This is a genomic window from Mycobacterium sp. TY814, from assembly GCF_030755175.1.
Lineage (GTDB): Bacteria > Actinomycetota > Actinomycetes > Mycobacteriales > Mycobacteriaceae > Mycobacterium.
Window position 1 is genome coordinate 317,213 of sequence record NZ_JAUFRY010000004.1, and the last position, 22,664, is coordinate 339,876.

The 22,664-nt window shown below is 66.1% G+C and carries 18 protein-coding genes and 1 pseudogene; 11 read left to right on the forward strand and 8 right to left on the reverse strand.

Features of this window, described 5'->3' with window-relative positions; genetic code table 11:
* Nucleotides 1–11: 11 nt before the first annotated feature.
* On the reverse strand, nucleotides 12–398 hold the full coding sequence (locus QXH22_RS26755) for a PPOX class F420-dependent oxidoreductase (protein ID WP_306246957.1): 387 nt from the start codon (nucleotides 396–398) through the stop codon (nucleotides 12–14).
* Nucleotides 399–550: 152 nt separating this feature from the next.
* On the opposite strand from QXH22_RS26755, the gene QXH22_RS26760 reads away from it, so the two are divergent.
* Nucleotides 551–1,537, forward strand: coding sequence for an SDR family NAD(P)-dependent oxidoreductase (locus tag QXH22_RS26760; RefSeq protein WP_306246955.1), 987 nt, complete (start codon nucleotides 551–553; stop codon nucleotides 1,535–1,537).
* Here the strand turns inward: QXH22_RS26760 and QXH22_RS26765 are convergent.
* Both QXH22_RS26765 and QXH22_RS26770 read right to left on the reverse strand, forming a co-directional pair.
* Entirely contained in the window at nucleotides 1,534–2,307 is a 774-nt protein-coding gene (locus QXH22_RS26765) for an SMP-30/gluconolactonase/LRE family protein (RefSeq protein ID WP_306277497.1), read from the reverse strand. The genes QXH22_RS26760 and QXH22_RS26765 overlap by 4 nt on opposite strands.
* Nucleotides 2,304–5,459 (reverse strand): adenylate/guanylate cyclase domain-containing protein, encoded by a 3,156-nt coding sequence (locus QXH22_RS26770; protein ID WP_306277498.1) that lies wholly within the window; start codon nucleotides 5,457–5,459, stop codon nucleotides 2,304–2,306. Before QXH22_RS26770 ends, QXH22_RS26765 begins: the two co-directional genes overlap by 4 nt.
* A 466-nt stretch (nucleotides 5,460–5,925) precedes the next feature.
* Between QXH22_RS26770 and QXH22_RS26775 the strand changes: the two genes are divergently transcribed.
* The 5 genes from QXH22_RS26775 to QXH22_RS26795 all read left to right on the forward strand — a co-directional run bounded on the left by QXH22_RS26775 (nucleotide 5,926) and on the right by QXH22_RS26795 (nucleotide 10,225).
* Nucleotides 5,926–7,140, forward strand: coding sequence for a cytochrome P450 (locus QXH22_RS26775; protein WP_306277499.1), 1,215 nt, complete (start codon nucleotides 5,926–5,928; stop codon nucleotides 7,138–7,140).
* 33 nt (nucleotides 7,141–7,173) lie between these two features.
* Nucleotides 7,174–7,524, forward strand: a complete 351-nt coding sequence (locus QXH22_RS26780) for a DoxX family protein (protein WP_306246948.1) — start codon at nucleotides 7,174–7,176, stop codon at nucleotides 7,522–7,524.
* A 26-nt stretch (nucleotides 7,525–7,550) separates the two neighbouring features.
* Nucleotides 7,551–8,537, forward strand: coding sequence for an LLM class F420-dependent oxidoreductase (locus QXH22_RS26785; RefSeq protein ID WP_306246945.1), 987 nt, complete (start codon nucleotides 7,551–7,553; stop codon nucleotides 8,535–8,537).
* Nucleotides 8,538–8,709: 172 nt separating this feature from the next.
* A complete protein-coding gene (locus tag QXH22_RS26790) occupies nucleotides 8,710–9,018 on the forward strand; it encodes a MoaD/ThiS family protein (protein ID WP_306246943.1) in 309 nt (102 codons plus the stop codon).
* 220 nt (nucleotides 9,019–9,238) lie between these two features.
* A complete protein-coding gene (locus tag QXH22_RS26795) occupies nucleotides 9,239–10,225 on the forward strand; it encodes an LLM class F420-dependent oxidoreductase (RefSeq protein ID WP_306277500.1) in 987 nt (328 codons plus the stop codon).
* A 13-nt stretch (nucleotides 10,226–10,238) separates the two neighbouring features.
* Here QXH22_RS26795 and QXH22_RS26800 read toward each other — a convergent pair.
* Nucleotides 10,239–12,357: pseudogene (locus tag QXH22_RS26800) on the reverse strand (acyltransferase family protein).
* Nucleotides 12,358–12,625: 268 nt separating this feature from the next.
* Here QXH22_RS26800 and QXH22_RS26815 point away from each other — a divergent pair.
* On the forward strand, nucleotides 12,626–14,038 hold the full coding sequence (locus QXH22_RS26815) for a wax ester/triacylglycerol synthase family O-acyltransferase (RefSeq protein ID WP_306277504.1): 1,413 nt from the start codon (nucleotides 12,626–12,628) through the stop codon (nucleotides 14,036–14,038).
* Here the strand turns inward: QXH22_RS26815 and QXH22_RS26820 are convergent.
* The 4 genes from QXH22_RS26820 to ligD all read right to left on the reverse strand — a co-directional run bounded on the left by QXH22_RS26820 (nucleotide 14,011) and on the right by ligD (nucleotide 19,898).
* Nucleotides 14,011–15,702, reverse strand: a complete 1,692-nt coding sequence (locus tag QXH22_RS26820) for a PE domain-containing protein (RefSeq protein WP_306277505.1) — start codon at nucleotides 15,700–15,702, stop codon at nucleotides 14,011–14,013. The genes QXH22_RS26815 and QXH22_RS26820 overlap by 28 nt on opposite strands.
* Nucleotides 15,703–15,716: 14 nt before the next feature.
* Nucleotides 15,717–17,666: a beta-1,3-glucanase family protein gene (locus QXH22_RS26825; protein ID WP_306277506.1), complete on the reverse strand. Its 1,950-nt coding sequence runs from the start codon at nucleotides 17,664–17,666 to the stop codon at nucleotides 15,717–15,719.
* A 358-nt stretch (nucleotides 17,667–18,024) separates the two neighbouring features.
* Complete coding sequence (locus tag QXH22_RS26830) at nucleotides 18,025–18,807, reverse strand: SDR family oxidoreductase (protein ID WP_306277507.1); 783 nt, start codon at nucleotides 18,805–18,807, stop codon at nucleotides 18,025–18,027.
* Between the two features lie 65 nt (nucleotides 18,808–18,872).
* The gene (gene ligD, locus QXH22_RS26835; RefSeq protein WP_306277508.1) at nucleotides 18,873–19,898 is read right to left on the reverse strand and encodes a non-homologous end-joining DNA ligase; all 1,026 of its coding nucleotides are present in this window, start codon (nucleotides 19,896–19,898) and stop codon (nucleotides 18,873–18,875) included.
* 37 nt (nucleotides 19,899–19,935) lie between these two features.
* Between ligD and QXH22_RS26840 the strand changes: the two genes are divergently transcribed.
* The 4 genes from QXH22_RS26840 to QXH22_RS26855 are packed head-to-tail and all read left to right on the forward strand — an operon-like array spanning nucleotide 19,936 to nucleotide 22,584.
* A complete protein-coding gene (locus QXH22_RS26840; RefSeq protein ID WP_306277509.1) occupies nucleotides 19,936–21,006 on the forward strand; it encodes an ATP-dependent DNA ligase in 1,071 nt (356 codons plus the stop codon).
* 37 nt (nucleotides 21,007–21,043) lie between these two features.
* Nucleotides 21,044–21,637, forward strand: a complete 594-nt coding sequence (locus QXH22_RS26845; protein ID WP_306277510.1) for a TetR/AcrR family transcriptional regulator — start codon at nucleotides 21,044–21,046, stop codon at nucleotides 21,635–21,637.
* Between the two features lie 35 nt (nucleotides 21,638–21,672).
* Entirely contained in the window at nucleotides 21,673–22,128 is a 456-nt protein-coding gene (locus QXH22_RS26850; protein ID WP_306246928.1) for a hypothetical protein, read from the forward strand.
* Nucleotides 22,129–22,164: 36 nt separating this feature from the next.
* A complete protein-coding gene (locus QXH22_RS26855) occupies nucleotides 22,165–22,584 on the forward strand; it encodes a hypothetical protein (RefSeq protein ID WP_306246926.1) in 420 nt (139 codons plus the stop codon).
* Nucleotides 22,585–22,664: the final 80 nt, after the last annotated feature.

Consider the following 22,664-nt stretch of genomic DNA (forward strand, 5'->3'; position numbering starts at 1 on the left):
ACACCATGGTGTCAGGCGGCGGGCTTGACCTCGAGTCCGACATGCACCTTGTCGATGCCGCCGCGCACGATCGAGTGCGGCAGGAACCACCAGGCGTGGTACCAGTACCGCCGCAGCACCGCGTTGTAGACCTGCCGCGTCTCCGACTTCGGCAGCACGCGTGCGATCCCCTCCACGTCCTCGCTCTTGGGCTTGCCCAGCGAACCGCTCTTGGCCAGCGTCACCCGCGGGGTGTTGCGGATTCGCTTGACCTTCCACGAGTCGTCGTCGGTGATGATCAGCAACCGGTCGCCATCCGGCACGCCCCAGATCGCGGTCGGCTTGGGCCGGCCATCCTTGGTGAAGGTGGTCAGCAGCAAGTACTTCGACTTGATGACATCTTGGAATCCGACGGCCACGTGTTCCTCCTGGTTCCTCGTGGCTCAAGAATGTGCCTCGAAATGTGCGGGGAAGATACCCGATGCGAGCGAGGCGGAAACCGCCGCGGATTGTGATGCGTCGCACCTACCCCACCGGTCGGGCAACCGGTCGGCGGTTGCAGAATGCCACCATGCACGTTTTGGTAACCGGAGGTACGGGTTTCGTCGGCGGCTGGACCGCCAAGGCCATCGCTGACGCGGGTCACGATGTCCGGTTCCTGGTGCGAAAGCCGGAACGTCTGCAGACGTCGGTGGCCGCGCTGGGTGTGGACACGTCGGACTTCGCGGTCGGCGACATCAAGGACCGCGACTCGGTTCGCGAGGCGCTGCAAGGCTGCGACGCCGTGGTGCACAGCGCCGCACTTGTCGCGACCGATCCGCGCCAGACCGCGCAGATGCTCGCCACCAACATGGAGGGCGCCCGCAACGTGCTGGGCCAGGCCGTCCAACTCGGACTCGACCCGATCGTGCATGTCTCGAGTTTCACGGCCCTGTTCCACCCGAATCTCGGGACGCTGACCGCCGACCTGCCCGTGGTGGGCGGGACGGACGGCTATGGCACATCCAAGGCGCAGGTGGAGATCTACGCCCGCGGCTTGCAGGACGCCGGCGCACCGGTGAACATCACCTACCCCGGAATGGTTCTGGGCCCCCCGGTCGGTGACCAGTTCGGTGAGGCCGGCGAGGGAGTCAAGGCCGCGTTGCAGATGCATGCGATCCCGGGACGCGGCGCGGCCTGGATGGTGGTCGATGTGCGCGATGTGGCTGCACTGCACGCGGCGCTGCTCGAACCCGGACGTGGGCCCCGCCGCTATATGGCCGGCGGCCACCGGCTCGCGGTGGCCGATCTGGCCAAGACACTCGGCGAGGTCAGCGGCACCACGATGGTCTCGGTTCCGATCCCCGACACCGCGTTGCGGGCCGCCGGATCGATCTTCGATTTCGTGGGGCCCTATCTCCCCTTCGACAACCCGATTACCGCGGCGGGCATGCAGTACTACACGCAGATGCCCGAGTCCGACGACTCGCCGGCCGAGCGTGAACTCGGCGTCCACTTCCGCGATGCCCGCACCACGCTTGCGGATACGGTTGCCGCGCTGGATGATTCCGCAAGCTAGCCGAGTGGGATCGCGGCAACGGGGGTCGGTGAGCCCCGCACGCCGACGTCGATCCTGAGCAACGCGCCGATCGTGGTGACGTAGATCTCGGTGCCCGCGAACGCGAGCGAGGACACGAATCGGCCGGGCATGTCGACGATGTGGTCCAGACCTCCCGTTGCATCGAAACGCGCAATGCCGCAACCACTTCCGAGCGCCACCCACACGCCGCCCTCGACGTCGACCGCCAGCCCGTCGCATTCGCCGCGGGGCGCCGCCGCGAATACCGCCGCACCCTGGGGGCCGATGCCACGCACCCGCGCGGCCGCGTATTCGCACACGTACAACCGGGTGCCGTCCGGCGCGTACCCGACACCGTTGGGCCACAACAGATCTGACACAAGAACTGTGGCGGTGCCGTCAGGTGAGAGCTGCACCAGTTCGGTGGGCCCGGCCGTCTCACCCCGCTGATGACGCAGGACACCGACGACCACCGAGCCGTCCGGAGCCACGGTCAGATCGTTGAGACCGGTCGCACCGTCGGCCGCCCATACCGTTCGCGGACCCGCCGGACCGGTATATGCCAGATCCCGTCCGCTGACCAGCAGTCCGCCGTCGGCATGCACCGCGATCCCGCCGATACCGCGACGCTTCTCCAGCACCGTGGACACGCCGCCGTCCGACCACCGGTAGACCCCACCGGCCGTGGTGTTGGCGAACAGCACCGAACCGTCGGGCAGCGGCCGGGGCGCCTCCAGAAGGCCCTCCGATTCCCACAGGACCTCCGTCACGGCATCTGCTCCGCCCACACGATGTGGCCCTCGAAGCCCAGCGCGACCGCCATCTCCAGGTAGCGGTCCGCAAGGCGCGCGTATTCGTCGGCACGGCCCGTGCTGCGTGCCAGCAACGCCCGCATGCGGAGCAGCCAGATGTCGCGGACCGGAAGTTGCTGGTCGGGACGGTGCTCGACCACCCGGTCGAGCGCCGCCGCGGCTTCGGCGACGTCGCCGGCGGCGCCGCGATCGAGCAATGTCTCGACCAGCACTGCCGTGGCGGGGATACCCCAGGTCAGCAGTTGCCCTTCCCGCACCAGGTGCTCCACCACCGCGCGCAACTCGGCGATCGCGTCGTCGCGCTCTCCCCGCCGGGCCCGGTCCCGGGCGGAGTACACGTTGACGATCGGCAGTTCCGACAAGTTGTGACTCTGCCGCTGGAACAGCTCGGTGACCTCGGTGAGCAGCAACTCGCCCCGCTCGTACTCGGTGGCCGTTTCCCGATGCACCAGGGCTACCCCCAGCGTCATCCGCGCGAAGGCCAGCGCGAAATCGTCACCGGACCGTTCGGCGATGCGCAGCGCACCCTCGATTTCGCGTACCGCCCGCACGTCGGGTCTCAGCACGCCGGCCGGTATCGCCGGAAAGTAGCCGTAGGCAACGGCTCTGGCGTAGGACAACGGGTCGGCCCGGCGGGCCATGTCCAGTCCCTGTCGCAGGTCCGCACGCCACCCGGCGCGACCGAGGCAGTAACAGGCGATCGCCCGGGTCGTGTGGGCGATGGCCAAGGGCGATCCGACGATGAAGTTGCCCCGGGCCGGATCGCCGTCAGCCAGGTCGATGACCCGCTGTGACCATTGCAGTACCTGGGACCACTCGGCGCTCTCGCCCTTGGCGTAGATCGACGCGAACGACAACCCCACCGTCAGGGTCGGATCGTCGACCGCCTCGATCAGTGCCACGGCTTCGGACGCCAGCTGCGACGCCTCGCGGATACGCGCCTGATACGCCAGCCCGATCACCATCCCGGCCATGGCGATCGCCAGCGACGCCTTGTCGCCCGCCGCGCTGCACAACTCCCGCAGCTCCTCGAACCTGGCGCCGGCATCGGCATGGACCCGCCACGCGACGCCGCACAGCATGGTGCGCGGCGCAATGCGCAGCGCCATCCGGTGCGGCACATCGGCGGGCAACGCATCGGCGATCTTCTGCGCGCGCTCCCAGCTGAGCAGCGCCGACGCGATGTCGCGATTGGTCGCCCAGTTCGCCGCGCGCATGTGCCAGCCGTAGGCGGCGACTCCATCGCCGGCGGCTTCGAGGTGTTCGGCGATCAGCGCCGCATGCTGATCGACCGCATGGGGCTCCCGCGCCTCGATGGCCTCGGCCAGGCGCCGGTGCAGCCGGGCCCGGTCGGCCTTGAGCTGAGCTTCGTACGCCACGGTTCGAATGAGCGGATGCCGGAACGCGTAGGCCGCATTAGCGGTGAACCGCACCTGGTGCACCAACTCGGCGGCCAGGAGTTCGTCGACGCTCGGATCGATACCGAGGCTGACGAGCAGGTCTTGGGTGAACCGCGACCCGACGATGGCGGCGGCGCTGAGGGTGTGTTTGGCCGCGGGGCTCAACCGGTCGATGCGGGCTGCGATGGTGGCCTGCAGCGTGGGCGGCACGCGGATGTCGGCGACGTCGGCGTGGCAGATGTAGTCACCGCGCTCGCCGCCGAGCACGCCCCGTTCGGCGAGTTCGCGGGTGATCTCCTCGGCGAACAGCGGATTGCCGGCCGCGCGCGCGGCGATGACGTCGGCGATCGCCGCGACCGACGGGTCCCGGCCCAGCAGCTCGCAGACCAGTACCGAGGCTTCGGAATCGGTGAGCGGGGCCAGTGCGAAAGTTTGCGCGCCGGTGACGAGCTGGAGGGCTCCCTGATATTCCGGGCGGTAGGTGAAGAGCACGATCGAGGGGGTCTGGGTCACCACGGTCAGCAGATCCGCGAGCATCGACTCGCTGGCCTCGTCGATCCAGTGCACATCCTCGACCAGGAAGATGGCGGGATCTGTTCGTGCGAGCAGGTAGGCGTTGAACAACGCGGTGAGCCTGCGCCGCCGCGCGTCCGGGTCGATCTTGGGCAGCTTCACCTCGGGGTCGGCAACACCGAGCAGATCGCACAGCAGCCACACGTCCTGCGGGTCGGCCTCGGGCATGCCCTCCTGAACTCGCAGGCGGGCCGCCTCGTCGGCCAGACCGCTGGTTCGGGTGACCGACCGCAGCAGGCGTTCCATCACCCGGAACGGGACGTCGGTGGCGTGCGATTCACAGAAACTGCTGAACACCTCCAGGCCGCGGGTGCGCGCCAGCTCGACGGTCTCGCGCACCAGCCGGGTCTTCCCTATTCCGGCGGGGCCGCTGATGCCGACGACCGACCCGCGCCCGGCCGCCGAACGATCCAGCATGGCCGCCAGCGCCGTCACTTCCCAGCCGCGCCCCACCAACGTCGACACCGGGACTTCGGTGCGTTCGTCATCGGTGGCAACGCTGAGCAACTGGCGGCCGACCAGGGCGTCCACCGCGCCTTTGACGTAGACCTGTTGCGGCTGCCCCAGCACCGTCACACCCTCGACCAGTCGCGCCGTCGATTCGCTGACCATAACCCCGCCCGGGGGAGCCACCGACTCCATCCGTTGCGCGATTCCCACCTGTTCCCCGATGGCGGTGTAACCCAAAGCGCCCGAACCGATCTCGCCGGCGATCACCTCGCCGGAGTTCAGGCCGATGCGCAACGAGAGGGCAACGTCACCGCCGAGTTCGGCGGCCAACCGCTGGGTGGCGTCCTGGATCCCGAGCGCGGTCAAACAGGCCCGCAGCGCATGATCCTCCAGCGCGACGGGGGCGCCGAACAGCGCCATGATGCCGTCCCCGGTGAACTTGTCCACCGTGCCGCCGTAGCGCTGCACCACCGCGGAGGTGCGAGTGACCAGCTGAGTCATGATCTCGCGCAACCGTTCCGGACCGACGGCCGCCGCGATGTCCATCGAATGCACCACGTCGGCGAACAGCACCGTCACCTGCTTGTACTCCGCCTGGGCGTCGGCCCGTGCGATCGGGGCGCCGCAGCCGTGGCAGAACCGGGCGTTTGCCGGCGGTTCGGTGCCGCACTTGCTACAAGCCGCCACGGCTTGTCAGGTTAATGCAATCTGCGCCGATGTTGGGGAACGACAACACACAGACGCGACCAACCGCAAGGATGCCTCGTTCTCAGGTCATTGAGGGCATCGAGTTCACCCGCGCCAGTGGACTCAACCCCAGCCGACCGCGCCAACGGGAATTCACGCGCCTACGCCAGTCAGTGCGGTGGACCGATGCCCGGACGCGAACTTTAGGTGATCTGTATGCGGCTGCAACGCAACAGATCCGATCTTCGTGGCGAGTAATCAAGTGCAGTGTGCATCTGATACCGAAGCGGAGAAATTTTGCCCTTGCCCACTCCGCGTGACACAGGATACGATCCCGAATCACGATCTACTGATGTATCGCAACTGAAACCGCATCGGATTCGAATACATATCCACACTATGGCATACGCGCCAAATGCGTTCGGCAGCAGTTGTTTTCGGTTTTCCACTCTGATGAAGGGATGCAATGGTGGCCGACACCGCCACGAACACGACTCAGCAGTACCCGTTCACGCGACCGGACGCTTTGTCGGCGCCGTGTGAGTTTGCCGATCTCCGGCGGCGCTGCCCGGTTGCCGACGTGCGCTTTCCGGGCGGTGACGCAGCGGTGGTCATCATGCGCTACGACGATGCCAAGCACTTGCTGGATGACCCTCGTATCAGCCGCAATATCTATCGTGCGGATGCCGCCCAGCTTTCCACCACCAGACGCAACGTTATGGAACTCGAGGAAGTCGCCAAATTAGTTGACCCGCCGGAACATACGCGCATCCGAAGATTGTTCATGATGGCGCTGCGCCGAGCCCGCATCGAGCTGCTGCGCCCTAGGATCGACGAGGTCGTCGACGAGCTGATCGATGAGCTGCTGGCCGGACCGATGCCCGCCGACGCTGTCGAGGCCCTCGCCCGCCCACTGCCCAGGCAGATCATTGGTGAGATGTTCGGTTTCCCGCGCGAGGATTGGGACCGCTGCCAGTTCTGGGCCGATCGCATGTTCAGCCTGTCTCGCCATACTGATAAGGAAATGGCCGAAGGCCAGCAAGAATTTGCAATGTACATCTGGGATTTGGTGGAGAAGCGACGCGCTGAACCGACGAACGACTTCTTCAGCGAGCTGGTCGCGGTGTCGGACGTCGACGATGGGCGCCTCAGCCACATCGAACTCATATTTCTCGCACAGACTCTGTTCGCCGCGGGAATCGATTCGACCTGGGTGATGCTGTCCCAGATGATCGGCCTCCTGCTTTACAAGAATTGCTACGGCAGGGTGGTGGCCGATCCGGGCCTTATTGAATCGACGGTCGAGGAGGTGCTGCGCTATCTGCCGCCGTCGAGCCTGGGAGCACTTCGGTACGCAACCGAGGACATCGAACTCGACGATACGGTGATCCCGAAAGGGACCACCATTGCGATCAGTACAACCTCGGCGAACCGCGACTCCCGATTCTTCGACAACTCCGACGACTTTCTTATCGACCGGCCGCACAACCGGCACATCACCTTCGGTTACGGCCCATTCCTGTGCCCCGGCGCGTGGTTGGCGCGCTACGAAATGCAGTCGTTGCTGAAAGGCCTGGTCACCCGGGTGCCGACACTACAACTGGCCGTCGACGTGCAAGAGCTGGAGGCCCGCACCGGGATGATGAACGACGGCCTGCTGTCGTTGCCGGTGAAGTGGTGATCTGGATTCACCCCGAGCAAGGAAGCCCTTTTGATGCCTACAGCAGCCACGACACTGACCGGAGCCATGGCGGTCTTTTTTCTTGTCGCGGGCACGTTGAAGATCGCCGGAATTGAGCCGGTGCGGGAGCGGGCCGCGGCCCTGAACCTGTCGTTCGAACAGTATTGCCTGTTCGGTGTGGCCGAGGTGCCGACGGGAGTCGCGCTGATTATCGGGCTCGGCCTGCCGGCAGTGGCCCGGGCAGCCGCGCTCTTCTTGACCTTGCTGATGATGGTGCTGATCACCGTCCATGTGCGGGCCGGCAGCCCGCCCGGCCGACTCGCACCGCCAATCGCGTTATGGGTAGCCGCCACGGCGCTGACGCTGCTGCTGTTCGCGAGCTGACGATCTACCGAAGGGGTTGTGGCGTAATGCGTTTCGGTCTCTTCATCCCGCAGGGCTGGCGCATGGACCTGGTCGGGATCGAACCTGAACGACACTGGGCCATCATGCGCGACCTGGCCCGCTACGCTGACGGCGACAGCGCGTGGGATTCGCTGTGGGTCTTCGACCATTTCCACGCGGTGCTGCAGACCGCTGGTCAAGGCACCCACGAAGCGTGGTCGCTGATGTCTGCCTATGCCGCGATCACCGAGCGGATCAAGCTCGGTCAGATGTGCACCGCGATGGGCTACCGCAACCCCGTGTATCTGGCCAAGGTCGCCTCCACCGCAGACATCATCTCCGGTGGGCGGATCCAAATGGGCATCGGTGCCGGTTCATTCGAAGACGAGTGGCGCGCCTACGGTTACGGATTCCCCTCAGCGGGTGTGCGGCTGGCCCGGCTCGAAGAAGGCGTGCAGATACTGCTGAGCGCCTGGCGCGACGGCCATGTCACCTTCAACGGCGATCACTACCAGGCACAGGATGCGATCGTGGCGCCCAAACCATTGCAGCCCAACGGTATACCGCTGTGGATCTCCGGCGGCGGCGAAAAGGTGACGCTGCGCATTGCCGCCCGGTACGGGCACTACACGAACTTCACCGGGGAACCCGACGCGTTCGCCCGCAAGTCCCAGATCCTGGCAGAGCACTGCCATAACCTGGGCACCGACTTCGACGCCATCGTACGGTCGGTCGAGCTGACCGCCGTCCTGGGAACGTGCGACACCGATGTCCAATCGCGGCTGCAGCGGATGCGTGATCGATGGGCAGAGGGCCTGCCTGCAGCCCTTGCTGATTCGATGGTCGCAGGTGTGCCGGACACGGCGCTGGGTACACCCGCGCAGGTGATCGAGCGGATCTCCACACTTCGTGAGCTCGGCTGTGAATACGCCATCGTGTGCTTTCCGGAAGCCGCCTATGACAGATCAGGCATCGAACTGTTCGCCCGAGAAGTGATCCCCGCACTTAGCTGAATGGTCGAGGTCCGCGAAAGTGATGTGCACAATGCCTATATCGGGGCGATCCGAGTGTGCAGAAGTCCCTTGTGGCACTTCATCTTCGAATGCGACGATCCGATTGCGGCCGAACACGGCAAGTCTGGACATACCGGCGCGACATAGTCGCGGAGACACGAAAGGTGTTCGGATGGAACTTATCTCGGTAACAGTCCGCTACTCCGGATTGCTGCGCGAATGCTGTGGTGATACGCAGGAGGACAAAGTCGAGATCCCCGCGGGAACCACCATTGAAATGCTCGCCACCGGCCTGATCTACCTTCATCCGCGTATAGCCCCATTTCGCAAACGCGTCCAGGCATCGGTCAATGACACCGTCTTGCCCTGCTCGACGGCACTGGCCGATGGAGACATCATTACGCTGGCGCCACGCCTCGACGACAGCGCAGAAGAACACTGCGGCAACGTGATCGACCTTCCAGCCGCGGCGGACGCATAGAGCCCGACCTTCTTCCCGGGAGGATCATGTTCGATTGCGGAATTGTCACCGCGATGGGGTACCCCCTTGACCGTCCGGATGCGTTATCAGCGCCGATGCAATTCGACGAGAGAAGTGCGCAGCGGCATGGTCGATTGCGGTCTGATGTCACTGCCGCTGCGGTGGTGATTGTGTGGTTGCTTGTTGTCCTAGGTTTCCTACTGAGAGGGTCAGTTTCTCAATGCGTTTCGGCATATTCATCCCACAGGGCTTCCCGATGGATCTCGTCGGCATCGACCCTGCACGACACTGGGGGGTGATGCGCGACATCGCGGTTCACGCGGACCGCAGCGCGGCCTGGGATTCGCTCTGGGTCTACGACCATTTCCACACGGTTCTCAAGTCCAACGACGAAGGCAGCCACGAGGCTTGGTCGTTGATGGCTGCCTACGCCGCAATTACCGAGCGGATCAAGCTGGGCCAGATGTGCACCGTCATGAGCTACCGCAACCCCGTATATCTCGCCAAGGTCGCCGCTACCGCCGACATCATCTCTGGCGGCCGCATCCAAGTGGGTGCCGGCGCTGGATGGGTTGAACACGAATGGCGGGCATACGGTTACGGATTTCCCTCGGCGGGCGTGCGACTGGCCCGCCTCGAAGAGGGCGTGCAAATCCTGCTGAGTGCCTGGCGGGATGGCCGGGTAACCTTCAATGGCGATCACTACCAGGCCCATGACGCAATCGTGGCACCCAAGCCGCTGCAGCCCAATGGGATTCCGCTCTGGATCTCCGGGGGTGGGGAAAAGGTGACGCTGCGCATCGCCGCCCAGTACGCCCAGTACACGAACTTCACCGGTGAACTCGACGCCTTTGCCCGTAAATCGCAGATCCTGGCACAGCACTGTCACAAACTGGGCACCGACTTCGACGCCATCATCCGATCCGTTGACTTGACCGCCGTCATCGGCACTTCGGACGCTGATGTCGAGCAGCGGCTACAGCGGATCCGCAATCGACTGGCCGGGTACATGCCCGCAGACTTTGCCGATTCGATGATCGCGGGCCTGCCGGACACAGCCGTGGGCACCCCCGAGAAAGTGGCCGAGCGCATCTCGAAGATTTGTGCGCTCGGCTGCGAGTACGCAATCATCTACTTCCCCGAAGCCGCCTACGACCGATCCGGCATCGAACTGTTCGAGAACGAAGTGATTCCCGCGTTGTGCTGATGGACGAACGTGATCACCCGTTGGCGGCGAGCGCCCGGTCGGACAGCGCTGCCAGCGCCGGCGCCAGCAGCTTGGAGTATTCGAGTGTCAGGTGACCCGCGTCGACATACACCAGGGTGTTGCCGATGATGACCGGGCAGTGCTGCTTGGTGCAGAACAGATCGGTGAGGTCGACGTACTGCCCGCCACCGGCCTGGACCGCGGCGGCCTCGGCTGCCATGCCGGCCCGGTCGAAGGCGGTCGACATCGGCGGCGCGCACGCCATCGCGTCGGTGAGGTGCTCGGACAGACAGCCGGGCACCGCCGCGTTCAGATGCGGAAGCGGCCCCAGCACCATCACCTTGGCGCCGATGCCGCGCAGTTGCTGCACCAGGCCCTTGAGACCCTCGACCCACGCCGCGTCGTACGACGAGAAACCCGAAAGGAACCCGTTGCTGTGGGTAGCGGTGTACCCGCGGAACACGCTGACCACGACCAGCTTGGGGTGCTCGGCGCGTAGCCGGGACATGATCTCCCCGCGCCACTGCTCGCAGTGCTGGAGATATTCGACAATCGGGGCGACAAAGCGGTTGGCGATGGGCAGATCCATCATCGGGCAGGCCGCCTTGGCCATCGCTTCGATCCGCCAGGGCCGCTGTTTGCCGATTTCCCGAAGCGCCGGGATCCACATTGAGGAATGTGAGTCACCGATGACGGCCACCGTCGTCTTGGACGCCTTGTCTCCCATCGCGCACTCGGGCTGTCCGGCTTGAATCGGCAGGCGCAGGCAGCCGTCGAACATCATCTGCCCGACCTCGCCCGCCGCGTCGGCAAGTGACGGGTCGAGGTTCGACGGAACGTCCTTCATCTCGGCCGATGCCGCGACGGCCGCTTGCACCTGTCCGAAGACGTTCTGCACCGCCGCGTCGTAGGCCGCGATGTCGTCACCGGTGGGCGCCGGCGGAGGCTTGATCGTCAGCGGTGCCGCCGCGGCACCACGCCCGACCGGGATGGGCATCGGGATCGAGGACACGTACATCAGCAGCGCCACACCCACGCACGCGGCGAGCGAGGTGGCGAAGCCACCGACCGCCAGGCTCTTCATCGGCGACTTGTGCAGAACAGCCGCGTAGCGCAGCGGGTTCTCGATGTAGCGCAGCGTCAGCCAGCCCAGCCCGCCGGAGACCACGACCGCGGCCATGAACTTGCCGAACAGCCCCAGCGGGTGACCCACCACGATCGGGGCGAACACCAGCACCGGCCAGTGCCACAGGTACCACGAATACGACAGCCGTCCGATCGCCCGCATCGGCGACCACCCGAGCAGGCGCCCGGCGCCCTGCGACGGGGTGGAGCAGCCGGCGCCGAGCACCAGCGCCGTGCCCAGCACGGGCAGCAACGCGGCAGTGCCCGGATACGGGATGTCCGGGGTGTAGAAGACGCAGGCCACCAAGACCATCGCGGTACCGATCCAGCCGATGGTGATCGCGGCGCGCTCCGGGAGCCGGCTCCACTGGTTGGCGGTCAGGGCAACCAGGGCACCCAGCGCCAGCTGCCAGGCCCGAGTGAACAACGAGAAGTACGCCGCGAGCGGCATCACGTAGGTGACCAGCAGCGACAGCAGGAACGACGACAACGCGATCGTCGTGACCAGCACCAGATAGGGAGTCTTCGAGGGCGGCGCCGGCGGCGCGTCGGCGGATTTCTTGCGCCGGCGCAACCGCCGGATCAGCCACGCCGTACCGACGATCATGGGTGGCCAGAGCAGATAGAACTGTTCCTCCACGCCCAGGGTCCAGTAATGCTGGAACGGCGAGGGCGCGCCACCGGCGAAATAGTCGACCTTGTTGGACGATGAACCAGAAGTTGGGGACGTACAGCGCGCAGGCGATGGCGTCCTTCAAAGCGCTCTGGGCCTGCACCACGGGCAGCAGGAAGGCCGCGGCGATGGCGGTGATGACGCCGATCGTCGCCGACACCGGCAGCAGTCGCCGCGACCGTGCCCCGTAGAACTTCTTCAGCCCGACGGTGCCGGTGGTGCTCACCTGTTTCCACAACTGCCCGGTGATCACGAAGCCGGAGATCTCGAAGAAGATGTCCGGGCCGACGAAGCCGCCGCTGACACCGGGCATGGAGATGTGCCAGCCGACGATGGCCAGCAACGTGAAACCGCGCAAGCCTTCGATGTCGTCGCGGAATCCGCTCTGCGGTGTGTGCTTCGCCTGCGCGTCCGGCGACGGCAGCAAGCTACGAGCGGAGCTGACGTTCTCGGACTGGCGCACGAGTCTCCACTGTATATAAGTGGGCGCGAATACAAGCCTGAACGGCGGCAAGTGACCAAAGGGTGCCCGAACAGGGCCCTAATGCCCTCGCGGCGATCACGCGCCGAGCGGACCATCTCCCCTGGACAGGAGATGCGTGATGACCAAACCGATTCCGCCGCTCGACCTTTCATGGCTGCTGATCGAGTCACCGGGCAGCACCACCCACGTCGGTGCGATGCTGCTGTTCCAGAAGCCGCCCGGCCGCGAGTCGCTGGTGCGCGAGATTGTGGATTCCTACCGGGCCTGCTCGCCGGCACCGCCGTTCAATTACGTGCCGGAGCTACTGAACCGCGGCGGGCCCCACTTCCGCGAGGTGGACACGTGGGACCCGCACTATCACGTCGAGCACCTCGCGTTGCCCGACGGATCCAGCTATGACGACCTGCTGCGATTGGTCGCCGACCTGCACGAGGCGCAACTCGATCGCAGCCGGCCGCTGTTCCGCTGCTGGATCATCGACGGCCTGCCGGACCGGATGTTCGCGATCTACACCAAGACGCATCACTGCATCATCGACGGCGAGTCGGGCCTGAAGCGGTTGTACGACGGTCTCAACCTCTCCGACGAGCCGACCATCCCCAAACCCGCGTTTGCGCTCGACGCGCCCGCGCCGACGCCGCACCCGCCGACACCGCTGATCGGGCGTATCACCGACTCGATCCGCGGCGCCATCACCCAGGTGGGTGCGCTCAATCAGGTTTCGGTCACCGCGCTGCGCAAGGTGTTCGCCGGTCTGTTCACATCCCACCTCGAGGGCAGCCTGCCGTTCGCGGCCCACCACGCGCCCACCAACGAACCGCTCAAGATCGGGCGCAGCTTCGCCACGCTGACGCTGCCGCTGGACGAGATGCACGACGTCGGCCGCCATTTCGGAGCCACCCTCAACGACGTCGCCGCCAGCATCGTCGACGCGGGACTGCACGCGTATCTGCGCGAGACGGGGCGCGCCTTCGGACACCCGTTCATCGCGATGTGCCCGGTCTCGCTGCGCGACGGCGACGACGCGACGATCGGCACCCGGGTCTCGGCGCTGTTCGTGCGGCTCGGCGAGCCGGCCGCCGAGATGACCGAGCGGATTCATCAGGTGACGGAGTCGGTGGCCGCCGCCAAGAGGGAGCTGGCCGCCATGTCCAAAGAAGCGGCGATGACCTACGCCGTGGGACTGGTCGCGCTGGCGGGCCTGGGCTCCTCCACCCATCTGGACCGGGTCGCCCATCCGGCGTGCAACCTGGTGATCTCGAACGTGGCAGGCGCGAAGGAGGTCCGCTACCTCAACGGCGCGCGCCTGCTCGGCATCTACCCGGTCTCCGCGCTGGCCGCGTCGATCGGGCTCAACGCCACGCTGGCGTCCTACCACGACAGCATGGATTTCGGCTTCGTCGGCAACGCCGCGGCGATCGACGACATGTCCAGGCTGGCCCACTACACGCAGCAGGCCTACGAAGAGCTCAAGAAGGCGCTGATGACGAGCCCTCGGCAGGATCAGCCTTTGGTGGACACCGAGACGTAGTCGACGAGCATGGGCTGGCCGGAAACCGTTGCGCCGGTAGGACCTCCGCCGAACGCGTTCGGGAAGGACCCGCCCATCGCCACGTCCAATATGAGGAAGAACCCGTGGTGGGTGGCGTTGTTCCAGTCGGTTGCGGAGACCTGGTTGGAGTTGATGGTGAAGTAGTTGTTGCCGTCCAGGTAGTAGCGCAGCTGCTCGACGCTCGTGCTGCGATCCAATTCGACGGCGTAGGTGTGGTAACTCGTTCCCGCGTTCGGGACGGGGTGTTCGCCGGAGCTGATTCCGGTGGGCTCGTTGAACGGCGGCCCGCCTCCCCAAACATTGCCGTGCAGCGTCGACCACACCGAGCCGCGGCCGTTGATGGACTCCATGATGTCCAGTTCGCCGATCCATGGCCAGTTCGTGGCACCGACGGGCCGCGCCGCCTCGCCGAGCGCCCAGAACGCCGGCCAGTAGCCCTGACCGTTCGTGGTGTTGACGTTGGGCTGCTGAATCGACGCCTCGATGCGCATCACCCCGCCCGGCGGCGCCGCGAAGTCGGTGCGCACCGTCTCGATCCGGCCCGACGTCCAATGGCCGGCGGGGTCCCTGACCGGGCTGATCGCGAGGTGGCCGTTGCCGTCGAGATAGACGTTCTGGGTGCTGTCAGTCATCGTCTCGATCTCCCAGGTGCCCCACTGGGGTGCTGAGTTGCCGAATCCATACTGCGTGCCGAGGTCGTAAATCCAATTCGACCGGTTGACGGTCGAACCCGCGGCGCCGGTGAAATCGTCGCGGAAAATTTCCGTGAAGCCGTCGATACCGCCACCACCGCCCGTGCCGCCACCGCCGACCGTGCCGCCACCGGTGGCACCAGTGTTGCCGCTGACGCCCGCCTGGCCGGCCCTGCCGAGCAGGCCGGCCGCGCCACCCGCAGCCCCGACGCCGCCGGTGCCACCCGTACCGCCGGCACCGACCGCACCTGAACCGTCGGCTGGGCCACCCAGCCCGCCGGTGCCGCCGACCCCGCCGGCGCCGCCTGTCCCACCGTTGCCGAACAGCAACCCACCGTGACCGCCGACCCCACCCGCCCCGCCGGTGCCGCCGATACCGCCGCCCTGACCCGCGAGGCCGGTGGGGCCGATCAGCCCAGCTCCCCCCGCCCCACCCGTCCCGCCAGTGCCGAACAATCCCGCCGCGCCGCCGGCGCCCCCGGTTTGTCCCGGCGCCCCGGACCCGCCGTCACCACCGTTGCCCCACAGGATCCCGCCCGGCCCGCCGGCCTGCCCGGTCCCCGCGGCTCCGTTGCTGCCCTTACCGATCAACGGGCGTCCCAACAACGCAATGAAAGGCGCATTGATCACGCCCATCACGTCCTGCTCGAGGGTCTGCAACAACGAGCCATTGCCGGCCTCCGCGACCGCATAAGCCCTCGCCCCCGCACCCAGAGCCTGCACAAGCTGCCGGTGGTATCTCACGACCTGCGCACTGATTGCCTGATAGGCCTGCCCGTACTCGCCCCAGGCCGCGGCAACCGCCGCCGACACCTCATCCGCCCCGGCGGCCAGCAGCTGGGTCGTCGGAAGCGCCGCCGCGACATTCGTCGACTTCAGCGCCGCGCCAATGCCCGCCAAATCCGTTGCCGCCGAGGCTAATACCTCTGGCACCACAAGCATGTACACCATCAGCAGATTCCTCTCTAGGGAAGGTCGAACGACAGCCGGGTCGGCGGCAGCGAGTTGCCAAGGATCAGCACTGAACTCTGGGAGTTCACGTCGTCGAAGGGGAAGCCGTAGGCGAGGCCGTCAATGCTGTTGGCGTGGAAGAACTCTGACCAGTTGTTCCATCGCCCGCCCGTCGGATAGTAGGCATCGACATTGGCCCATTGGTCCGGAGAATTCGCCACACCGCGGTTGAACGCGGCGTTGAGTTCTGCGAGGAACGCCCCCTGTTGGCCGACGCCGACGAACGGGCCATTGGCGGCAAAGGTCTGCGCCGTCGTCGGCATGACCATCGTGTAGCTCGTGGCGCTGCCCCCGTCGGGGGTCAGGTTGTAGACAAACAGGTTTCCGGCGTCGACGTTGCCGGTCACCGTGTAGCCGGGGCCGTCGTACAGGAATGGATGGGTTTGATACGTCGACCAGAAGTTGTTGATGGCAGGGTCGAGCCAGGAGGCCAAGGCGCCGGGCTGGGCGGTGCGCGGGGCGAGAATTCGCAGCGGGTTGCCGGTGCCGTCGTTGATGATCAGTGACTGGAACTCGGCCGGGAGGGTGCTCGTGTACTGCTGGAACAGCTGAGCCCGTGACAGCGTGATGCCACGGGTGTCCGAGAACCCGGTGGAATCCTGCGTCAGCGTGAACGAGAACGGCAACCCGAATTGGTCCACCTGGGTTGTGTTGCCGCCAAAGGGAATTGCGCCATATTTGTAAGTCAGCTCATACCAGTCGTAAACCGTGTTGTAATTGGGATCGGCAGGATTCGCGGGGTCAAGGCCCGCCCAGCCCATGTTGTCGGGGCTGATGCCGATGTACAGCGGCTGCTTCATCGACAGAAATATCCGGCCGCCCTGAAACTCGGACGGAATCGAGAAGTTGCCCGTCTGGTCGAGAGTGAACGACATATTGGCGTAATTCACCCCGTTGTGCGTGAGGTGGTCGGGGGCGTTGGCGGCGTTGTGGTCGATCGCGTGGGCCACGCCGTTCTGGTCGATCCATGACCACTGGCCGGGTGACGTCTGCCCGAGTGCGGTGAGGTAGATCTGGCTATTGGGCAGACCGGTGTTGTTGACGAAGGGCCCGACCGCGAATCCGGTGGAGCCGCCGGTAGCGCCGTCAGCCCCGGTTGCACCGACGACGCCCGCCTGACCGGCGCTGCCAAACAATCCGGGCGCGCCACCCCCGCCCCCTAGCCCGCCGGTTCCGCCCTTCCCACCGGCACCGAACACGCCTGAACTAGTGGGCGGACCCCCGACGCCACCGGTCCCCCCACTGCCACCGGCACCACCATGGCCGCCGTTTCCGAACAGCAGCCCGCCCTGGCCGCCGATCCCGCCGGTTCCACCCGTACCGCCGAGACCGCCCGTCTGACCCACCGCACCGGTCTTGCCGACCAGTCCGACTCCGCCGGCCCCACCTGTTCCGCCAGCACCGAACAATCCCGCCGATCCGCCGGCACCGCCGTTTTGCCCCGCCGCCCCGGACCCGCCATCACCCCCGTTACCCCACAAGATCCCGCCCGGCCCTCCGGCCTGGCCGGTCCCCGGGGTTCCATTTCTGCCGTTGCCGATCAGCGGGCGCCCCAACAACGCGTTGAAGGGCGCATTGATCGCACTCAGGACGCCCTGCTCGAGGGACTGCAACGACGCGACATTGGCCGCCTCGGCGGTCGCGTAAGCGCCCGCCCCCGCGTTGAGGGCCTGCACAAACCGCTGCTGGAACGAAGCGACTTGCGCGCTGATCGACTGATAGGCCTGCCCGTGCTCACCTAGCAGCGCCGCAATGGCCGCCGACACCTCATCCGCGCCGGCGGCCAGCAACGTCGTGGTCGAACCCGCCGCCGCCGCGTTGGCGTTGGTGACCGACGAACCGATAAGCACCACGTCCGAAGCCGCCGCCAGAACCGTCTCCGGCATCACGCTGACAAACGTCATTCCGCACCTCCGAGCAACCATGCCGCAAAATCTTCGAACGAGGATGGCCGGTGCTTTCCTGCAGGTCAACAGGTTCCAGAGAATTGCGACGAATACCTGACGTAGCGTCCTGGGTGACGTCTCACATATATGCTTTGACCTGCGGTTATTAACCGCCAGGACGGCGTTTTTGTCTTACCTTGAGATGAAATTTCTGACGGTCCGGCGCATGCATTGAAAACGGCCGAGAGCACTTATCTGCGTGCCGCCAGCTAATTACCGATTTGCGACTGCCGATGTCATGAGGGTCGGGTTTCAGGGAGCTTGTGCACCGGAACCGCCTCGCGGGTGCGGATGCTCAGGGCTTGACGACGTCCGCTCACAGCGTTGGAACGAACCCGCCGTCGATGCGGTAGTCGGACCCGTTGATGTTGCCGGCACGCTCGCTGGCGAGAAAGAGCACGAGGTCGGCCACCTGTTCCCGGGTGGTGAAGCGGCCCGTCGGGGTGTCTTCCATAATGTTGGCCAGCACGTCGTCTGCGGGTTCGCCGTTGGCGGCGGCCAATCCGTCGGCCAGGCCCCCCTCGATCCACTTCTCGGTCATCACCAGTCCCGGGCTGATCGAATTGACCCTAATATTCAACGGCCCCAACTCATTTGACAACGCCTTGGCGAGATTGGTGACGGCGGCCTTGGTGGCGCAATAGTCGTAGGTCACCGCGCCGGGGTAATAGGCGTTGATCGACCCGATGATCACGATGGAACCGCCACCGCGACGTTGGATCTCCGGCACTGCGGCGCGGGTGGGCCGCACGATGCCCATCATGTTCAGCTCCCAGGACGCCTGCCACTCGTCGTCGGTGATGCCGACGAAACCCGCCGGGCGGGGAGTGGCGCCGCCGACGTTGTTGACCAGGATGTCGACCCCGCCGCGACGGGCGGCGGCGGCGATCAACTCCTCGCCGCCCCGGGGGCGGGCCAGGTCGACCGATACGTACGTCACGTGACCGGCCTCTTCCAGGGCGAGCAGGTCCTTACCGGGGGTCCGTGACCCGGCCACCACGTGTGCGCCCGCGTCCACGAATGCCTTGGTGACTGCCAGGCCGATCCCCCGGCTGGCGCCCGTAACGACGGCGATCTTGTCCGTCAGATGAAGGTCCATGTCACCTGCTTCGGATAGCCCCGCGTCACAGAATATGTGCGATCGGGCATACCCGGGTGGGTTCTTCACTTCTTGCGATCGGTGTCCCGCGACGGCTGAACGCGCTTCGGTTCGCCCGGCATCTTCGGGTAGTTCGGCGGGTACGGCATGTCGCCCAGGCCGCGCTCCTCGTCGGCGTCCACCATGTCCAGCAGCGCGGCGATGGACTGGGCGTCATCGTCCATTCCGGCCCACGGATCGTCGCGGCGCGCGACGATGTCGGGGACGGTTGCCATCGTGTAGTCGTCCGGGTCGGCGCCGGCCAGCTCGTCCCAGGACAGCGGCATCGACACGGTCGCGATCGGGGTGCGCCGCACCGAATACGGCGAGGCCATGGTGCGGTCCCGCGCGTTCTGGTTGAAGTCGATGAAAATGCGCTCGCCCCGTTCTTCCTTCCACCACGACGTGGTCACCTGCTCCGGGGCACGGCGCTCGACCTCGCGGGCCAGCGCGATGCCCGCCCGGCGTACCGCGATGAAATCCCACTCGGTGGCGATCCGCAGGAACACGTGGACGCCGCGTCCCCCGGAGGTCTTCGCGTAACCCGTCAACCCGAGTTCGTCGAGCAGCGGCCGCAACACGTCCACCGCGACCGTCCGGGCCTGCTCGAACCCGGTGCCCGGCTGTGGGTCCAGATCGATCCGCAACTCGTCGGGATGTTCGGTATCCGGGCACCGCACCTGCCAGGGATGCAGGGTGACGGTGCCCATCTGTGCCGCCCACACGATCGCGGCGGGGTGGGTGACCCTCAGTGCGTCCGCGGTCCGGCCGGACGGGAAGGTGACCCGGCACGTCTCCAGGTAGGCGGGATGGTGCTGCGGCACCCGCTTCTGGTAAATCTCCTCGCCGTCAATCCCGTCGGGGAACCGCTGCAGATGGGTGGGACGGTCGCGCAGCGGCGCAAGCATCGGGCCCTGGGACACCGACACGTAGTAGTCGATCAACCGGCCCTTGGTGCCGTTCGAGCCGAGCTTGGGGAAATAGACCTTGTCGCGATTGGTCACCCGCACGGCGATACCGTCGACGTCGAGTTCTTCTGCTGCAGCGGCCATATCCACAGTCCAGCATGCCGCAGGCCAGAATGAAGCAATGGACTTACCCGTCATGCCACCGGTTTCGCCGATGCTGGCCAAGTCAGTCAAGACGATCCCGCCGGATGCGTCCTATGAGCCCAAGTGGGATGGCTTCCGCTCCATCTGCTTTCGCGACGGTGACGATGTGGAGCTGGGCAGCCGCAACGAGCGGCCGATGACGCGCTACTTTCCCGAGTTGGTCGCGGCGGTCCGGGCCGAGCTGCCGCAACGCTGCGTGCTCGACGGCGAGATCGTGATCGCCACCGACCGGGGGCTGGATTTCGAGGCGCTGCAACAACGTATCCATCCCGCCGATTCGCGGGTGCGGATGCTCGCCCAGCAGACACCGGCCTCCTTCATCGCGTTCGACCTGCTGGCGCTGGGCGACGACGACTACACCAAGCGCCCGTTCGACGAACGGCGCGCCGCGCTGGTCGACGCGCTGGACGGCTCCGGGCCGTCGATCCACGTCACCCCCGCCACCACCGACCGGACCGTCGCGCAGCGCTGGTTCGAGGAGTTCGAAGGCGCCGGCCTGGACGGCGTGATCGCCAAGCCGCTGACCGTCACCTATCAGCCGGACAAGCGGGTCATGTTCAAGATCAAGCACGAACGCACCGCGGACTGTGTGGTCGCCGGGTACCGGGTGCACAAGTCCGGCGACGATGCGATCGGCTCGCTGCTGCTCGGGTTGTACCAGGACGACGGGCAACTGGCCTCGGTCGGCGTGATCGGGGCCTTCCCGATGGCCGAGCGCCGGCGGTTGTTCACCGAGTTGCAGTCCCTGGTCACCGCCTTCGACGAGCATCCCTGGAACTGGGCTGCGCACGAGGCCGGCGAACGCACGCCCCGCAAGAACGAAGGGTCGCGGTGGAACGCGGGCAAGGATCTGTCGTTCGTGCCGCTGCGACCCGAGCGGGTGGTCGAGGTGCGCTACGACCATATGGAAGGCGCGCGGTTCCGCCACACCGCCCAGTTCAACCGGTGGCGTCCGGACCGTGACCCGCGCTCCTGCACCTACGAGCAGCTGGAACAGCCGCTGACGTTCAGCCTGGGCGACATCGTTCCCGGCCTCGGCGCAAAGTAGTACTCCAGCACGGTGTTCGAGTCGTACGGTAGAGCACATGCGGCCGTCGCAAAGACCGGACGTATCTCCGGTTGCCATACCCGCGGAGCTCCGCGCGCGGGTGATGCCGGCAGTGCTCGACGAGCTGGCACGTTGGGGTGTCGAACGATTCAGCGTGGAAGCGATGGCGGAGCGGCATCGGCTGGATGTCGCGACGATCTATCACTACTGGGGGAACCGTCAGCAACTGATCGTCGATGCCGCGGTCCGCGATGCCGAAGTCTTCCGCTCGACGTTGGACACCGGGTCACTGCGCGGTGACCTGCTTGCCCTCGCCCGCACGCTCGCCGCGGATGTCAACACCCCTATCGGCCGCACCTTCCATCGAGTGATGGTGATGGACAGCCGGGGCGGCCACCACGACGGCGAAACTCGAATGATGTTCTGGCAGAAGCGTTTCAGTGTCCTTCGCTCCGTTTTCGATCGGGCCCGGGAGCGTGGCGAGCTGCGCGACGGCGTGCACACCGTGGCGGCGATCCAGATCGTGACGGCACCCATCTACGTACGCAGCCTCTATATGGAGGATCCCGTCGACGACGGTTACTGCGTGGCCATCGCCGACCTGGCGTGGCATGCGCTGCGCCGGGAATAACCGTTCTGGGCACCCGCGGCCCTTAAGATGACGAAATGCTGCACGTCTCTGCGCTGTTCGTTCCGCGCACCGCCGCGTTCGACGAACAGGGCGCCATCAATGCCACGTCGATACCCATGGCGTGGTTCCAGGTCGATCAAATGCCTTTGTGGGCAACGGTCCCGGTCGTCCTGGTGGTTCACGCCCCGGCGGGCGGCGACTACGACCCGGAGATCCACGTCGTCTGCAAGGACCCGGCCGGAACTCCCCGAGGATCGCTGCGGGCGGCGTGGCACTGGCCGGACGACGGCAATCGCGCCTCCAAATACCGCTGCTTCACGCAGGAACTCTCCTTCCCGGTGGAGACTGAGGGCGAGTACACCCTCGGCGTCTACTACGACGCCGAGGGCAAATTCGAGCTGTCCACACCGGTCCCGATGTCGATCCTGTTGGCCGAGACGGGGCAGACGGGCGAACCGAGCGCCGAAAATTTCGGCGAGCCTGCCGAATAGGCTGGCGCGCGGGCGGATCGCCCTTAAGATGTCGTGATGCATGTAGCCGCTTTGCTCGTGGCGGGCTCCGCCAACATCGATGATTCCGCGATCGACGCAACCCGGGTGCCGATCACCAGCTATGAGGTCAACCAGACCCCGGTGTGGCTGACCGTCCCGCTGGTGCTCGTCGTTCACGCGCCGTCCGGTGGGGATTTCGATCCGGAGTTGTTCATCGTCTGCAAAGACCCGGCCGGGACCATCCGGGGCACGGTCCGCTCGGCCTGGCAATGGCCGGACGAGGACAAGCCTTCCAAGTACCGGTGTTTCACGCCGCAGCTGTCGTTCGCGATTGAGACCACGGGTGAATACACCATCGGCGTCTACGACGACGCCGAGGCGCTGCGGCCGATCGCCACCCCGATACCGCTGATGATCAACATGGCCGGGGGACGTCCGGGACGCAACGGCAGCTGAGCCGCGATCGTCACCCCCGCGGGGTGACGATCGGCTGCTGCCGCGGTTCGCCCGCTGACCGCGCGTGCGGCAAGCGGGCG

Coding starts and splice junctions, on each gene's coding strand:
- QXH22_RS26760 (WP_306246955.1), top strand. CDS start 551: ATGCACGTTTTGGTAACCGGAGGTACGGGTTTCGTCGGCGGCTGGACC.
- QXH22_RS26775 (WP_306277499.1), top strand. CDS start 5,926: ATGGTGGCCGACACCGCCACGAACACGACTCAGCAGTACCCGTTCACG.
- QXH22_RS26780 (WP_306246948.1), top strand. CDS start 7,174: ATGCCTACAGCAGCCACGACACTGACCGGAGCCATGGCGGTCTTTTTT.
- QXH22_RS26785 (WP_306246945.1), top strand. CDS start 7,551: ATGCGTTTCGGTCTCTTCATCCCGCAGGGCTGGCGCATGGACCTGGTC.
- QXH22_RS26790 (WP_306246943.1), top strand. CDS start 8,710: ATGGAACTTATCTCGGTAACAGTCCGCTACTCCGGATTGCTGCGCGAA.
- QXH22_RS26795 (WP_306277500.1), top strand. CDS start 9,239: ATGCGTTTCGGCATATTCATCCCACAGGGCTTCCCGATGGATCTCGTC.
- QXH22_RS26815 (WP_306277504.1), top strand. CDS start 12,626: ATGACCAAACCGATTCCGCCGCTCGACCTTTCATGGCTGCTGATCGAG.
- QXH22_RS26820 (WP_306277505.1), bottom strand. CDS start 15,702: ATGGTGTACATGCTTGTGGTGCCAGAGGTATTAGCCTCGGCGGCAACG.
- QXH22_RS26825 (WP_306277506.1), bottom strand. CDS start 17,666: ATGACGTTTGTCAGCGTGATGCCGGAGACGGTTCTGGCGGCGGCTTCG.
- QXH22_RS26830 (WP_306277507.1), bottom strand. CDS start 18,807: ATGGACCTTCATCTGACGGACAAGATCGCCGTCGTTACGGGCGCCAGC.
- ligD (WP_306277508.1), bottom strand. CDS start 19,898: ATGGCCGCTGCAGCAGAAGAACTCGACGTCGACGGTATCGCCGTGCGG.
- QXH22_RS26840 (WP_306277509.1), top strand. CDS start 19,936: ATGGACTTACCCGTCATGCCACCGGTTTCGCCGATGCTGGCCAAGTCA.
- QXH22_RS26845 (WP_306277510.1), top strand. CDS start 21,044: ATGCGGCCGTCGCAAAGACCGGACGTATCTCCGGTTGCCATACCCGCG.
- QXH22_RS26850 (WP_306246928.1), top strand. CDS start 21,673: ATGCTGCACGTCTCTGCGCTGTTCGTTCCGCGCACCGCCGCGTTCGAC.
- QXH22_RS26855 (WP_306246926.1), top strand. CDS start 22,165: ATGCATGTAGCCGCTTTGCTCGTGGCGGGCTCCGCCAACATCGATGAT.